Annotated in this window: 13 protein-coding genes; 8 read left to right on the top strand and 5 right to left on the bottom strand. The window is 62.6% G+C overall.

The features are described from left to right. The first annotated feature begins 336 nt into the window (after window positions 1-336). Window positions 337-675, top strand: coding sequence for a hypothetical protein (locus tag AAGS40_RS00150; protein ID WP_345812407.1), 339 nt, complete (start codon window positions 337-339; stop codon window positions 673-675). A 195-nt stretch (window positions 676-870) separates the two neighbouring features. Here AAGS40_RS00150 and AAGS40_RS00145 read toward each other — a convergent pair whose 3' ends face one another. Next, window positions 871-2,604 carry an IlvD/Edd family dehydratase gene (locus AAGS40_RS00145; RefSeq protein ID WP_345812406.1) on the bottom strand — a complete coding sequence of 578 codons (1,734 nt, stop codon included), beginning with the start codon at window positions 2,602-2,604 and terminating at the stop codon, window positions 871-873. A 513-nt stretch (window positions 2,605-3,117) separates the two neighbouring features. Between AAGS40_RS00145 and AAGS40_RS00140 the strand changes: the two genes are divergently transcribed. Then, window positions 3,118-3,672, top strand: coding sequence for a YaeQ family protein (locus tag AAGS40_RS00140; protein WP_345812405.1), 555 nt, complete (start codon window positions 3,118-3,120; stop codon window positions 3,670-3,672). Between the two features lie 22 nt (window positions 3,673-3,694). Here AAGS40_RS00140 and AAGS40_RS00135 read toward each other — a convergent pair whose 3' ends face one another. Beyond that, window positions 3,695-4,120 (bottom strand): VOC family protein, encoded by a 426-nt coding sequence (locus AAGS40_RS00135; protein WP_345812404.1) that lies wholly within the window; start codon window positions 4,118-4,120, stop codon window positions 3,695-3,697. Window positions 4,121-4,548: 428 nt separating this feature from the next. Between AAGS40_RS00135 and ada the strand changes: the two genes are divergently transcribed. From ada to AAGS40_RS00115, 4 genes are all read left to right on the top strand, one after another. Then, on the top strand, window positions 4,549-5,727 hold the full coding sequence (gene ada, locus AAGS40_RS00130; RefSeq protein ID WP_345812403.1) for a bifunctional DNA-binding transcriptional regulator/O6-methylguanine-DNA methyltransferase Ada: 1,179 nt from the start codon (window positions 4,549-4,551) through the stop codon (window positions 5,725-5,727). After that, window positions 5,724-6,641 (top strand): AlkA N-terminal domain-containing protein, encoded by a 918-nt coding sequence (locus AAGS40_RS00125; protein WP_345812402.1) that lies wholly within the window; start codon window positions 5,724-5,726, stop codon window positions 6,639-6,641. The genes ada and AAGS40_RS00125 overlap by 4 nt, the downstream gene beginning before the upstream one ends. Before the next feature lie 297 nt (window positions 6,642-6,938). After that, on the top strand, window positions 6,939-8,555 hold the full coding sequence (gene gshA, locus AAGS40_RS00120; protein WP_345812401.1) for a glutamate--cysteine ligase: 1,617 nt from the start codon (window positions 6,939-6,941) through the stop codon (window positions 8,553-8,555). Window positions 8,556-8,768: 213 nt separating this feature from the next. Beyond that, window positions 8,769-9,281 carry a hypothetical protein gene (locus AAGS40_RS00115; protein WP_345812400.1) on the top strand — a complete coding sequence of 171 codons (513 nt, stop codon included), beginning with the start codon at window positions 8,769-8,771 and terminating at the stop codon, window positions 9,279-9,281. Between the two features lie 12 nt (window positions 9,282-9,293). Here the strand turns inward: AAGS40_RS00115 and AAGS40_RS00110 are convergent, their stop codons facing one another. Beyond that, entirely contained in the window at window positions 9,294-10,865 is a 1,572-nt protein-coding gene (locus AAGS40_RS00110) for a DHA2 family efflux MFS transporter permease subunit (RefSeq protein WP_345812399.1), read from the bottom strand. 132 nt (window positions 10,866-10,997) lie between these two features. Continuing rightward, window positions 10,998-11,540, bottom strand: a complete 543-nt coding sequence (locus tag AAGS40_RS00105) for a MarR family transcriptional regulator (RefSeq protein WP_345814438.1) — start codon at window positions 11,538-11,540, stop codon at window positions 10,998-11,000. A gap of 205 nt (window positions 11,541-11,745) precedes the next feature. Here AAGS40_RS00105 and AAGS40_RS00100 point away from each other — a divergent pair, with 205 nt between their 5' ends. Together AAGS40_RS00100 and AAGS40_RS00095 are read left to right on the top strand one after the other, a co-directional pair. Beyond that, complete coding sequence (locus AAGS40_RS00100; protein WP_345812398.1) at window positions 11,746-12,114, top strand: hypothetical protein; 369 nt, start codon at window positions 11,746-11,748, stop codon at window positions 12,112-12,114. Window positions 12,115-12,305: 191 nt separating this feature from the next. Then, the gene (locus tag AAGS40_RS00095) at window positions 12,306-13,868 is read left to right on the top strand and encodes an efflux transporter outer membrane subunit (RefSeq protein WP_345812397.1); all 1,563 of its coding nucleotides are present in this window, start codon (window positions 12,306-12,308) and stop codon (window positions 13,866-13,868) included. A 12-nt stretch (window positions 13,869-13,880) separates the two neighbouring features. Here AAGS40_RS00095 and AAGS40_RS00090 read toward each other — a convergent pair whose 3' ends face one another. Beyond that, on the bottom strand, window positions 13,881-14,660 hold the full coding sequence (locus AAGS40_RS00090; protein WP_345812396.1) for a type II secretion system protein N: 780 nt from the start codon (window positions 14,658-14,660) through the stop codon (window positions 13,881-13,883). Between the last annotated feature and the right edge of the window lie 55 nt (window positions 14,661-14,715).

Here is a 14,715-nt window from a genome sequence, read left to right as displayed (position 1 = left end):
TGAGTTATTTTGTGTGCAACGCATCAAACCAAACCTCGTTATTATTAAATCACTTAATTTGAGATTATGGTTTACGCGACAGCGTGCCGCAAAGCTTTGCTAGATAAAGCGGCGTCTCGTAATGCCGTTCAGTCAATCCGCACGCCGAACCCCTTTCTTCTTCCGATTTCAGGCTCAAGCACGTTCTCGACGAAGTGCGACAATTCGCCACTGTTGCGACCGCACACAAGATGTGCTTGTCGTTTTGCTGCGGTCTCCTAAAGTGCAAGATGCGGGCTGGGCTTTAAAGTTAAATACATAGCTAACCTGAGTAATCGGCCCGCACCGGAGGACACTATGAAAACGCGAATCGCCCTTGTTTTCGCCATTGCGGGTTTGGCTGCCGCTTCTGTTCAGGCGCAAGACGCTATGGTCAAGCCGCAGCAAACCATTCAGTTCAAGGCCAATGCGTATGGCTGCCTGTCGAAGGATAAGCTCGACGCCGCCGATGAACACGCACAAGCCGGCGAACAGCAGAAAATGCAGGAGCTCTTCTCCGGTTATCAGTGCGTTTCGACTCCAGAGAATTCGAGTTTCCGCGTCGTGCGCGTCGTCGGCCATGACGTCGAATTTGTTAATTCAGGCAATAGCGACACGCAAGGTCTGTGGGCAAACGACCGCTTCATCAAGCAATAAGCTAAACAGGTAACAAGCGAAACGTCGGCTTTAACTAACGTGCTGGCTGAATGCCGGTATGGCTTGGCGTGCGCTGCAAATCGTCGGTTTTTTAATTCGCAAATTGTCGCGAATAGACGCTTGCACGATTTTGACGATCAGACCATTCAGGGAATCGGCCTGGCATGGATTGCCCGGCCGATTCCTGTTGTCAGTTCAATGCGAATCGCGCGGCACGGGCGCGCCGCTCGAGCCGACGAGAAAGTCCAGATCCGCGCCCTGGTCGGCCTGTAAGACGTGTTCGACGTAAAGCCGGTAGTAGCCGCGTGCCGGCAGTTCCGGCGCTTGCCACGCCGCGCGCCGGCGCGCGAGTTCATCGTCGGAAACATCGAGATGAAGACGGCGTGCTTCGACATCGAGTTCGATCATGTCGCCCGTCTGCACGAACGCGAGCGGGCCGCCTGCCGCGGCTTCCGGCGACACATGCAAGACCACCGCGCCGTACGCCGTGCCGCTCATGCGGCCGTCGGAAATGCGCACCATGTCCGTGATGCCTCTTTGCAGCACCTTTTTTGGTAGCGGCATATTGCCCACCTCGGCGAAACCCGGATAACCCTTCGGCCCCGCTCCCTTGAGCACCATCACACAGTGCTCGTCGATATCGAGCGACTCGTCGTCGACCCTAGCGTGCAATTCCTCCACGTTTTCGAAGACGACCGCGCGGCCGCGATGCTTGAGCAACGCCGCGGTCGCCGCCGACGGTTTGATCACCGCGCCATTCGGCGCGAGATTGCCCTTGAGCACCGCAATGCCGGCCTTCGGCTTAAACGGTTCGGCAAATGTGGTGATGACTTTTTCGTCGTAGTTGGACGCGTTGCTCACGTTCTCCCAGATCGATCGGCCGTTCACGGTGAGCGCTTCCTTGTGCAACAGACCTTGTTCGCCAAGCTGTCTCAGTACGGCCGGCAAACCCCCTGCGTAGTAAAAATCTTCCATCAGATATTCACCGGATGGCTGCAGATTCACCAGACACGGCACCTCTGAACCCAGCTCCCAGTCGTCGAGCGACAGGTGGACACCAATGCGTTTGGCCAGTGCGATCAGATGGACGACCGCATTGGTCGAACCGCCAATCGCGGCGTTCGTGCGGATTGCGTTTTCAAATGCCTGGCGCGTGAGAATCTTGTCCATAGTCAGATCCTCCCGAACCATGTCGACGATGCGGCGCCCCGCGAGATGCGCGAGGACCTGCCGCCGGGCGTCCACGGCGGGAATCGCCGCGTTGTGCGGCAATCCCATGCCGAGCGATTCGACCATCGAGGCCATGGTCGACGCCGTGCCCATCGTCATGCAATGGCCGCGTGAGCGGTTCATGCACGATTCGGCTTCGGTGAATTCGTCCTGCGTCATCGTGCCGGCGCGCACCTCTTCGGACATCTGCCAGACGCCCGTGCCGGAACCGATAGTCTTGCCGCGAAAGCGCCCATTCAACATGGGACCGCCCGACACAGCGAGCGCGGGCAGATTGCACGACGCCGCGCCCATCAGCAACGCAGGGGTGGTCTTGTCGCAACCGACCAGCAAAATCACGCCGTCCATAGGATTGCCGCGAATCGACTCTTCGACGTCCATTGAAGCGAGGTTGCGAAACAGCATCGCCGTGGGCCGCAGATTCGATTCGCCGAGTGACATCACCGGAAACTCGAGCGGCAGCCCGCCGGCTTCGTGCACGCCTTTCTTCACGTATTCGGCAAGCTCGCGAAAATGCGCATTGCACGGCGTGAGTTCCGACCACGTGTTGCAAATGCCAATGACGGGGCGTCCATCGAACTCATCATGCGGAATGCCCTGGTTTTTCATCCACGAGCGATGAATGAACCCATCACGATCTTTCCGGCCAAACCACGCCTGGCTGCGTAGCGGCTTTTTTCTCTCATTTGAATCAGCCATGTCATCTCCTCCAGTTTTGCAAAGCAGGTAGGCGTGCAACTGAAGCCGTAGGTTCGCGCAGACCCTCACGCGACGCAAGCGCCATGCGCAACGATGAGAGCACGGCGGCGGGCTGGCCACATGACACCGGCCGCCGAGGACTGGCAAAGTGCAGTCGCGGCTGATTCAACGCAGGTGACGGACAGGGCGACCGTACGAATCATGGAAACAGATGCCGATCGTTTCACATTGCGTGACCGATACATTCGGTATCATCACGCGCCTGTCGCGCTTGTCGCGACGGGCGGTTTTGCCTCCTCACCGGCTGCGCACGGTACGGCCAGCGGGTCCGGTATGCCGGGCGTGGATCCCCGCACGACTGTGGCGCAATAAATGCTCCTTTCCGTGTATGACGGCCGGCCACGGCGCGGGGAGGGAGACGCGATGTATAACCAACACCGAAAACGGCAACGCGCCGTCGACGATTCTTTTTCTGTTCGCTCCGGCGGAGCGAGCGTCTGGTTCAGCAACGGCATGGCTCTCAAATCGACGATTTACAAGGCGGAATTGCAGATCGCCAACATGGATCGGCATTACTACGCCGACCACTCACTGACGATCGCCCGTCATCCCTCGGAAACAGACGAGCGGATGATGGTGCGCGTCGCCGCGTTCGCGCTGTTCGCGCAGGAACGCCTGGAATTCTGCAAAGGTTTGTCGGACGTCGACGAACCGGATCTGTGGCAAAAGGATCTGACCGGCGCGATCGAAACGTGGATTGAAGTCGGGCAGCCGGACGAGCGGCGCATCGCGAAAGCGAGCGGGCGCTCGAACGAAGTGATCGTGATCGCCTACGGCGGCCGCACGTCGGAAATCTGGTGGCAAGGCGTGCGCAACAAGGTGGAACGCATACGCAACGTGACGGTGTGGACGCTCGGCGAAGACGTCGCGGCCGCGCTCGGCTCGCTCGCCGAGCGGACCATGCGGCTGCAGTGCACCGTGCAGGACGGCGAAGCATGGCTTGGCAGTGCCGACGCGGACGCGGTCAAGATTGAATGGACCGTGTTGAAAGCACCGGCCAACGCTTGAACGGCTCGCCGGTCAGCGCTTCTTATAACGAAGTTGCCTGCGCCGCCTCGGGTGGCCCCTTGAGTTCGACCATGTTGCCTTCCGGGTCGTACAGATACAGCGACGGCCCGTAACCGTCCGCGCCATAGCGCAGCGCCGGCTCGCCCGGCCTTGCACCGTGTTCGGCGAGATGCGCGCTCAGCGCATCGGCGTCGAAGGGGTCGACGCGCAGGCAGACGTGATCCACATTGCGTCCCGCACCGGGCACGCCGTTCTCGGCGTGATCGAGCTTCGCACCGACCTGCAGCAGATCGATCAGCGAGCGGCCCGCGCGCAACTGCGTCAGGCCGAGATCACGTTGGTCCTTTTCGAGGCTGCAGCCGAGCACGTCGCAATAAAAGCGCGCCATGACCTCGACGTTCGCGGCCCGAATGACGACGTGATCGATTTCGCGGATGTGGATTTTCATGTCGAGCGTCCTGTGGCTATTCTCGGATGAACCGATGAATAGCCAGTGTAGGAGAAAGGACGACGCTGCGAAGAAAGGGCTTATGTCGCGGGCGCAAGGTCCGCATGGGGGCGAGCTGCCCGACGCGCCCACTGTCCGCAAAAGCATCAGACGAAAAAAAGCCCGCTCTATGTGGAGCGGGCTGAATCCATATCAGGAGGAGACATGGAGGAGACAGGTACTAATATACACATGGGGTTGACGCGGCGCAATAACTTTTTAAGGGAAAACCCGATATCGTGCCAAATTGTCGCACTTTCAATCGAAACGGGCGCCAGGCGGGGCTCTCCGTCTGCCGTCGAGCGCAATGACAGAGCAAGAAGTGGGGCGTAATGTGTTGGCATGCGGCCTAAATTGGTGAGCATCGACACTCTCTCCGAAGAATCATCATGAACCGCAAAGCCGACCTTGCTGAAATTGCAACCGCCGCCAGTACCAACAACTGGACATCGGAAGAAGAACGCTGGGAAGCCGTTACACGCCGCGATCCGCAGGCGGACGGCGCATTTTTCTTCGCGGTCCGCACGACCGGTGTGTTCTGCCGCCCGTCGTGCGCGTCGCGCCAGCCGCGTCGCGAGAACGTCGCCTTTTTCGACGATCCGGACGCCGCCCGCGCCGCCGGCTTTCGCGATTGCAAGCGTTGCCAGCCCGGCGGCCTGCCGCGCGAACTGGAAATTGTCAGGCGTGCGTGCGCCGCGCTCGACGCCGATCCGCAGCAGCGCCTCACGCTCGCACAACTGAGCGACGCCGTGCATGTCAGCCCGTTTCATTTGCAGCGCCTGTTCAAGCGCGTGGTCGGCGTATCGCCGCGGCAGTATCAGGCGGCGCGACGCGGCGCCGCGTTGCGCGAAGCGCTGCGCAGCGGCTCGGACGTGACCCGCGCGACGCTCGACGCCGGCTTCGGCTCGCCATCGCGGATGTATGAAAGCGCGTCGGCCGAGTTGGGCATGGCGCCGTCCGACTTCCGCCGCAAGGGCGCCGGGCTGACTGTGCGCTATGCGAGCGCGCCCACGTCGCTCGGTTTCGTGCTGGTCGCGGCCACGGACAAGGGCATCTGCAAAATCGGTTTCGGCGACGACGCCGCGCAGCTCGCTGAAGAGTTGCACACGGAGTTCGCCAACGCCGAACTGAAGGAAGACGCAGCGCAGCTCGCGCCGTTCATCGCGCAGATCGACGGCTATCTGAGCGGCACGCGCCAGGACTTCGACCTGCCGCTCGACATCGCTTCCACCGCATTCAGGCAGCGGGTCTGGGACGCATTGCGGCGCATTCCGTACGGCGAGACGCGCAGCTACACCCAAATCGCGGAGGCGGTCGGCTCACCGCGTGCCGTGCGTGCCGTGGCAAGCGCGTGTGCGACCAATCCGGTCGCGCTGGCGATTCCGTGCCATCGGGTCGTACACAAGGGTGGCGCGCTCGCGGGATATCGTTGGGGCTTGCCGCGTAAGGCTGCGTTGCTCGACAACGAAGCGCAGCATGCCGACACCGCTTTGCAGTCGACGCAGAAAAGCGAGCGCGACACGACGGCTATCTTGAAAACGAAGGACAAACTGGATCACGCCGCGTGAGTACGATTGACGATGTAACGACCCTCGAATTGCCGTTCAGGACACCGTTCGACTGGCCGCGCCTCCTGCGCTTTTTCGGCGGACGTGCCACACCAGGCGTCGAAGCCGTGGAAGAGGGCGCATACCGCCGCGCAATCGACTGGGCCGGCGACAGCGGCACGCTCACCGTGCGGCTGCATCCGCGCAAACGCTGCATTGTCGCGAGCATCGAAGGACCCGTGAGCCGGCACGCCGACGCGCTCGCCGTGTCGATCGCGAGAATGTTCGACCTGCGCGCCGATCCGAAGAAGATTGGCGCCGTGCTTGGAGCCGATCCGTGGCTTGCTCCACTCGTCGAAGCGGTGCCAGGTCTTCGCGTGCCTGGCGCCTGGTCAGGCTTCGAGCTGGTGGTGCGCGCGATCGTCGGCCAGCAGGTCAGCGTGAAGGCGGCGACCACGATCATTGGACGGCTCGTGCAGCGCGCCGGCGAGCGCATCGAGGGCCATCCCCATGACAGTACCGCATGGCGGTTTCCTACGCCCGCCGCGCTGGCGGCTGCCGATCTCGCGCTGATCGGCATGCCGGGTAAACGCGTAGCAGCGTTGCAGGGCTTCGCGCAGGCGGTTGCGACCGGCGATGTTCCACTGGATAGCGACGCCGCCGACGCAAACGACTTGCGCGCCGCGTTGCTCGCGCTGCCGGGTATCGGTCCGTGGACGGTCGAGTATGTCGCGATGCGGGCGTGGCGCGATGCCGATGCGTGGCCCGCATCGGACCTCGTGCTGATGCAGGCGATCTGCGCGCGCGACCCTTCGCTCGTGCGGCCAGCGCAGCAGCGCAGTCGCACCGACGCATGGCGGCCGTGGCGCGCGTATGCGGCCATGCATTTGTGGAACGAGATCGCGGACCGGGCAGGCGCCGCGCGCGGCGGCTGATCTTCATTGTGCGTTGCCGGGCAAGGTCACCACTCGCACGCGATCCGAGGCAACGCAAAGCGCCGTGATGGCGTCTGCAAACTATCGGCGAAGCTGCCGCAGCGAGACGCGGAAAACCTCGATAAAACAAGCGCTTCAGCGCGCCTCCCAGACAGGCTGGAATGGCCTCAAGCAGCCGCCGTGGCGAGATGTTAAAGTGCCCGCTACTGAAAATTCCGCCGAACGTTGTCTACCGCGCACTGCTGCCGTCGAGTAGCGGAGCGGCACATGGCGGCCGACAACGCCCGACTCGCATCAATGCCAAACACCACAACATCCCGCACGACCGACGCGTTCTCGCACCGCCTGTCCGTGTTGACCTCCGGCCCGCAGCGCGACGCGCTGCTTCGCGGCCTGCGCGGCATCGAGAAGGAGAGCTTGCGCGTCACGCAGGATGGCAAGCTTGCCCTGTCGCCGCATCCCCAGACGCTCGGCTCGGCGCTCACGCATCCGTCGCTGACCACGGACTATTCCGAGGCGCTGCTCGAACTGATCACGCCCGCCGAGCACGACGTCGCAGTAACGCTGGAGAAGCTCGATACGCTGCATCGCTTCGTTTTCGCAGAACTCGGTGACGAGATTCTCTGGAACAACTCGATGCCGGCCTTGCTGCCCGACACCGACGAGGGCATTCCCATTGCGAACTACGGCTCGTCGAATATCGGCAAGCTGAAACATGTGTACCGCATTGGCCTCGCTTTGCGTTATGGCCGCGCGATGCAATGCATTGCGGGCATTCACTACAACTATTCGCTGAACGAAGAAGTGTGGCGTTTGCTGCACGCGGACCAGCGCTCCGCGTCGAGCGCGGTCGATTTCCAGTCGGAGCGTTACCTCGCGCTGATCCGCAACTTCCGCCGCACGAACTGGCTGCTCATGTATCTGTTCGGCGCGTCGCCGGCGCTGGATCGGCGCTTCCTCCGCAATCGCGAACATTCGCTCGAACCATTCGACGCCGACACGCTGTACCGTCCCTACGCAACGAGCCTGCGCATGAGCGATCTCGGCTATTCGAATACCACGGCGCAAGCCGCACTGCATGCCGATTACGACACGCTGCCAGGCTATCTCGACGCGTTGGCAAAAGCCGTGAGCCAGCCTTATCCCGCGTACGAGGCAATCGGCACGCAGCGTGACGGCGAATGGGTGCAAATCAACACGAACGTACTGCAGATCGAAAACGAGTTTTACTCGACGATCCGTCCCAAGCGCGTCACGCGTCCGGGCGAGCGGCCGCTGCACGCGCTCGCCGCGCGCGGGGTGCAATACGTCGAAGTGCGCTGCATGGATATCGACCCGTTCGAGCCCACGGGTATCTCGCTGGAGACAGCGCGTTTTCTCGACGCCTACCTGCTGGTCTGTGCGCTCGACGACAGCGCGCCATTGCCGCCGGACGCCTATGCCGAGGCCAATCAGAACTTCGGCCGTGTCACGATGGAAGGGCGCAAGCCAGGCCTCGAACTGACACGCGATGGGGTGTCCGTCGCGATGGTGGATTGGGCCAACGAACTGATGGTCAAGGTCGAAGCGGCAGCCAGTGCGCTCGATGCATTGCAAGGCGGCGACGCACACGCTCGCTCGGTGTCGGTACAGCGCGAAAGGCTCGCGGATGTGTCGTTGACCCCGTCGGCACGCGTGCTGCAAACCATGCGTGAGAAGAAACAGAGCTTCCTTGCGTTCGGACTCGAGCAAAGCAACGCGCATGCGGCGTATTTCCGCTCGCGTCCGCTCAATGCGGAGCAAACGAGGGAGTTCAACGAACTCGCCGCGAAGTCGTTGGCGGAGCAAACCCAACTCGAGCAGGAAGAAGTCGGCTCGTTCGATGCTTTCGTCGCGGCTTATCGCGCGTTCACGTTGAACCGGTTCAGCGTGTGAGTGGCTCGTCCGACGTGCATGGCATGACAGCGGCCCTCAGCAGGGCCGCTTTTTTTTGCGCGCAGATACGCTCTGCCACGACGTGGGCACGCCGCGTAAAGGTACCCGCGAGTGCCCCGCGCCGTCTTATGATTCTCTGATACAGATGAAACACCGTACCGATGAAACGGTCCAAACTGGTATAAAGGCCGCCACCGAGGAGGATGCAACGTGATGAGAAAAAGTCTGTTGGCCGTGCTGTGCGCAGCGGCGGCGGGTTGTTCGACACAAGGCCAGGTCAACCCCGACGTGATGCAGATCGCCACTACGCCGTTGACGTGTTCGAGCAAAGCGCAGTGCGACACGTGGTGGCAGCGCGCGCAGACATGGGTGACGAGCCATTCGAAATACAAGGTGGAAACCGCCACCGACACGCTGATCCAGACCTCGGGCCCGGACGGCGGCAAGCGCGCGCTCGCGTATCAGATCACGCGCACGGCCAACCCGGACGGCACGGCAACGATCGGCTTCGCCGCACATTGCGACGGCTCGCTCGGCTGCAAGCCGAATCCGTGGGAAGCGGGCGCGGACTTCAAGGAATACGTGCGAAGCGGCGTGGAAGGCGCACCGTCCGAGCCGCAAAGCGGCGCACAGCCGTCTCAGTCTGCGCCTGCGGCTGCGCATCCCGATGTGTCGTCGCAGGGGCAGTCCATTCCGTCGGCGAATGGCGAGGCCCTCACGCAATGACGCGGCTTAAGTCTAGTGACCCATCGAGGGGCCGACGCCTTTTTTTGGCCGGGTGATCCAGACCAGCACCGCCAGCACGAGAAACGCCGCGCACGAGATGCGGAAGAAGTCGTTGGTGGCGAGCATGTAAGCCTGCGCCGTCACCTCCTGATTCAACTGCGCGGTCAAGCTGCCGCCTGAGAGTCCGAGGCTCGCCAGCGCATCGGTATAGGCATTCGTGTTGGCCGCGTAGACGTTGACGGAATCGGTCAGCATCGCATGGTGGTAGATGGTGTCGTTTTCCCAATACGTCGTACTGATCGCGGTGCCGATCGCGCCCGACAACGTGCGGAAAAAGTTCGACAGGCCCGAGGCGCTCGCGAGCCGTTCGTCCGGCACGCTGGAGAGCGTGATCGTGGTCATCGGCACGAAGAAGCAGGCCACGCCAATGCCTTGCACGATGCGCGGCCAGATCACGTGATTGAACGGCACATCCAGTGTGAACGTGGAGTTCCAGAACGACACGAACGCGAACACGATAAACGCGAAGCTCGCGACCATGCGCAGGTTCAGCCGGTGCATGTTCTTGCCGATCATCGGCGACAGAAAGAGTGCAAGCAGGCCGACCGGCGCGGTGGCGAGGCCGGCGAGCCCAGCGGTGTAGCCCATCACGGTCTGCAGCCAGAGTGGAAAGATCACCACCGACCCGAAGAACGCCATGAAGCCGAACGAGATGATCACCACGCCAAGCGCGAAGTTGCGGTCCTTGAACAGCGTGAGATCGACGACGGGCTCTTTCTCCGTCATTTCCCAGACCAGCATGAACGCGATCGACACCACCGCGATCACGCCCAGCGTGACGATGAACGACGAGTTGAACCAGTCGCGGTCCTTGCCGAGGTCGAGCATCATCTGAAAGCACGAGACGCCGATCACGAGGAACGCAAGTCCGATCGCGTCAATGCGCTGCTTCGTCGTGCGGGTTTCGCGGCCGCGCAACAGCAGGAACGCGCAGACCGCCGAGAACAGGCCGATCGGCACGTTAATGTAGAAGATCCACGGCCACGTGTAGTTGTCAGTGATATAGCCGCCCATCACCGGGCCGAAGATTGGCGCGCAGATCACAGTCATCGCCCAGAGGCCGAGCGCGAGGCCGCGTTTTTCCGGCGGATAGGAACGCATCAGAATGGTCTGCGACAGCGGGACCATAGGACCGGACACGAGCCCTTGCACCAGCCGGAACGCGATCAGGGACTCGAAGTTATGCGCGAAGCCGCACAACGCCGACGCAATCGTGAAAAGCAGCACGGACAACGTGAAGAGCCGCACTTCGCCGACGCGCCGCGCGAGCCAGCCTGTCAGCGGCACGGCGATCGCGGACGCGACCGAGTACGACGAAATGACCCACGTGCCTTGACTGGTCGCCACACCAAGGCTGCCCGAAATGGTCGGCACGGCAACGTTCGCGATGGACGTATCGAGCACTTCCATGAACGTGCCGAGCGCGAGACCGACGGTGAGCAAAGCCAGCGCGCCGCCCTTGAGCGGCGCGGGTTCAGCGGCTGCGCCGGGTGGAACGGCAGGGGTGGAAGCCGTCGCATTCATTCTTTTTCTCCTCAATACGAAAACTTGTCACGGCAGATTTACCCGGACGCATAGTTGGCGTGCTTATATGCCACATCATCTTCTGCCCAGACAGATATTTATCGGCAACAATGCTTTAATCTGGATGCGTGGCTACATGTCGCGTCGCCCGGGGAGCGGTTTCTCCGCAACAACGTTCGATGGCGTGGGCTCCATTCTGGAACCGCAGCCAACCATTTGATCAGCGCCAAGCCCGTTGCCGATGAAGCGGGCGAGCAGGGCGATCAGTGTTTCGTGCTCGGCGGCGCTGAACCCGCGCAACTGCTCGTTCAATACTTCCGCCCCGATGCCCGGAAGTTGCCGCGCCGCTTCCCGACCTTGTGCGGTCAGTTCGAGCTTGATCACCCGACGGTCTTCAACGCTACGCGCCCGGCTCACAAACCCTTTCTTCTCGAGCCGGTCAAGTAGACGTGTCATAGAGCCACTGTCGTACGACATCACACGCGACAGCTCAAAGGGCGTACTCGCTCGCCCCGCGGACAACGCAACGATCACGCCGATCTGCTGGGCGGTCAGCCCCAATGGTTTGACCGCGCGATCAGTGCGCTCGACGAGCACATTGCGCGCTTTGGTCAGGTAATAGCCAAGACTCGCTTCGAGTTGGATTTCGTCGGCCTTGTACGGACCATCCGCCATGGTGCTATCCAGAAATGAGAATTCGCCGGTTGCGAAGCGCCAAAAAACAACATGACGGTTACTCAGGAGGGAAGTATCTTGAAATTTAATTGCATAGTCAATATTATTATAGGCAACGAGTTTCGCGCAATCCGCGCCACCCGAGACCATGTTCTGACCGATTTTCAGCACGCCGCGCCTGTGTCGTGCTCTCAAGGGTTTTCCGATGCTGTACCTCAAAAACACGCTTGGCGGCTTGAGCCGCTCTTTGACCGATTCCGCATTGAATAGCTTCCAGGGACCCAACCGCTGGTGGAAGCTTGCGCTTTTCGCCGTGCTGTTTGTGCTACCGGGCGGATCGGTCGGTGTGGCGGTGCTGGCGTGGATCGAGCATCGGCGGGGACGCAGGAATGCGAACGCCGCAGACTTGAAGCAGCTGCCGGCGCCGGGCGCCAAATCAGCCAGCCACGCGGCGTTGAACACTGCAAGCCAACCGGCGCCTGCCGGTGGTTGCCAATCACGCGCCGACGCCCCTTGTCGAGCCGCCGCCGGCAAGCTCGCACGGCAAACGAACGTAGCGGAAACGCGCGTCTGAGATCGAGGGTCGTAACAGCGCGTAACCTTGCGGACACCCTCGGTAACACACCTCGCCCCTGCCTCGCATTACCCTTTCAGTTTCCCGCGCCATGCGGGTCAATACGCTAACATGCCGGCAGACCCAAGATCTCGCCCGTCAGGCGGCGGCGCCCATGGCGCCTGACCGCGGCGTCCAGAAGGAATCAATGCATGCAGTCAGATCGAATCTCGCGCGCGCGAGCCACGCTGGCGCCGCGCGCGCTGACCATTGCTGTGGCGGCCACGCTTGGCACCCTGCTGGCCAGTTGCGCCGTCGGTCCCAACTACAAGCGGCCGGCCGCCGAGGTCCCCGCGTCATACAAGGAGGCCGCGCCCGGCTGGAAAGTCGCCCAACCGGCGGATCAGCAGGATCGTGGCGACTGGTGGACCATCTATCAGGACCCGCAACTGAACGCGCTCGAAGACCGGCTGAATACCGCCAACCAGACGGTCGCCCAATATGCCGCCGTTTACCGGCAGGCGCGCGCACTGGTCAGCGAAGCCCGCGCGGCTTACTTTCCGACAATCGGCGCATCCGCCGGTGCGACGCGTTCAGGCAACGGCGCGTCGTCCAACGGCATTGCCACCACTGGAACGAGCCGCTCCGGCATCAACAATAGCTTTAACGTGCAACTCGACGCCTCATGGGAACTCGATCTGTGGGGCTCGATCTCGCGCACGGTGAATGCGCAGAAAGCCGGTCAGCAGGGCGCTGCTGCCGATCTCGCCAACGCGCGTCTGTCGGCGCAGGCTACGCTGGCGCAGACCTATTTCTCACTGCGCGCGCTTGACTCCACCCAAAAGCTGCTCGACGACACCGTCGCGGCCTACCAGCGCTCGCTGCAACTCACGCAGAACCAGTACGCGGCAGGCGTTGCGGCGCGCTCGGACGTCATTCAGGCACAGACGCAACTGCAGTCGGCGCAGGCGTCCGCGATCGACAACGGCGTCCAGCGCGCCCAGGACGAGCATGCAATCGCCGTGCTGATCGGCGAACCGGCGTCGACATTCTCGCTGCCGAGCATGCCGCTTACCGCCACGCCGCCCGCGGTGCCGGCGCAAATGCCGTCGGCGCTGCTCGAACGTCGTCCGGATATCGCATCGGCAGAACGCAAGGCGGCCGCGGCCAATGAACAGATCGGCGTGGCGATTGCCGCGTTTTTCCCGTCGCTCACGCTGTCGGCCACGGGCGGCTTCCAGAACTCGGTGTTTTCGCAATTGCTGACGGTGCCTTCGCGCTTCTGGACGCTCGGCCCGCAACTGGCCGCCACGATCTTCGACGCCGGGTTGCGCCAGGCGCAGACCGAAGCGGCCCGCGCCACGTACGACGCGAATGTCGCGACCTATCGTCAGACCGTGCTGGCCGCGTTCCAGGACGTCGAGGACAACCTCGCGTCGCAGCGCATCCTCGAACAGGAAATCGTCGTGCAGCAGCAGGCGGTGGCGTCGGCGCGTCAGGCGCTCGACATCGTCACCAACGAGTACAAGGCGGGCACAGTCGGCTTCGTCAACGTGCTGACCGCGCAGACCACCGCTCTGACAGCCGAGCAGAAACTCGAAAACATCGCCGGGCAGCGGATGGTGTCGTCGGTCGGTCTGGTGAAGGCGCTCGGCGGCGGCTGGGACGCGTCGCAGATGAATCGCGAAACGGGCGACATCGCCGCGCCCGCGCCGCTGCCGGCGTCGGCGGCTGTTCCGGTCGCGCAAAGCGGGGCGCTCGCACCCCCGCAATAGGCGCGGCGAAGGTCAGTGCACGAAGGTCAGCGCGACCGAATCCGGTCCGCTCGGCCGGCCGAGCACATTCAGCAGTCCGGCGAGATTGTCGCGTGCTTCCGGCGCGGCGCTCGCCGTACCGTGGAACGACGTGGAGGCGGGCGACACCGTACCGCTGCCCGTGAGCATCAGCGGTCCTTTGAAGGTGCTCAGGTCGATCGTGGACGAAGCGCCCTGTGCCTGAATAAGCAGGCGATACGAGCCGAGCGGCCTCACCAGCGACACGCGCGAGCTGACGTCATTCAGCGTCACGGTCAACTGCCCGAACACCTCGCGATTGAAACTGCGCAAATCCGACCACGCGAGCCGCACATCGCCTTGCAGATCGAGCGTATTGAATGGTGCGCCCAGCCCGCTCAGCAACGACGCCGGCACGGCAATCGCGCCCGCCGTCACGTTGGCGCTGCGCGGCGTGGCATCGACCGTGATCGGGTCGGGCATGGCTTCGCTGTGCCGCATGGTCATGCGCACACGCCCCGTAAAGAGCGGCCAGAACGCCGTCGTCCATTCGATCCGGCCCGGCAGCAGCGTCGCTGCGCTCATATCGGAACCGGCGGCGAGCATCAGCGTAGCGGAACCATGCCACAGCGAACCCGCTGGGTCGACGAGATTGACGTGACCTGCCGTCTGCCTGGCGAACTGCGGCGTGATCCATGCCGCAGGCAGCAACGCGAGCAGCACGGCCGCGCTCGAGAACGCCGCGACCGCGATCCACGGCAGCGCAAACCGCAGACGTCGCATCCAGTAAGTCATGCGAATCCCTGTGACGGTGGCATCGCGATCATGGCCGTTTCGCGGGTCGTTTCGC

The sequence above is a fragment of the Paraburkholderia sp. PREW-6R genome, from assembly GCF_039621805.1.
Lineage (GTDB): Bacteria > Pseudomonadota > Gammaproteobacteria > Burkholderiales > Burkholderiaceae > Paraburkholderia.
This window is presented reverse-complemented; position numbering and strand designations above follow the sequence as displayed.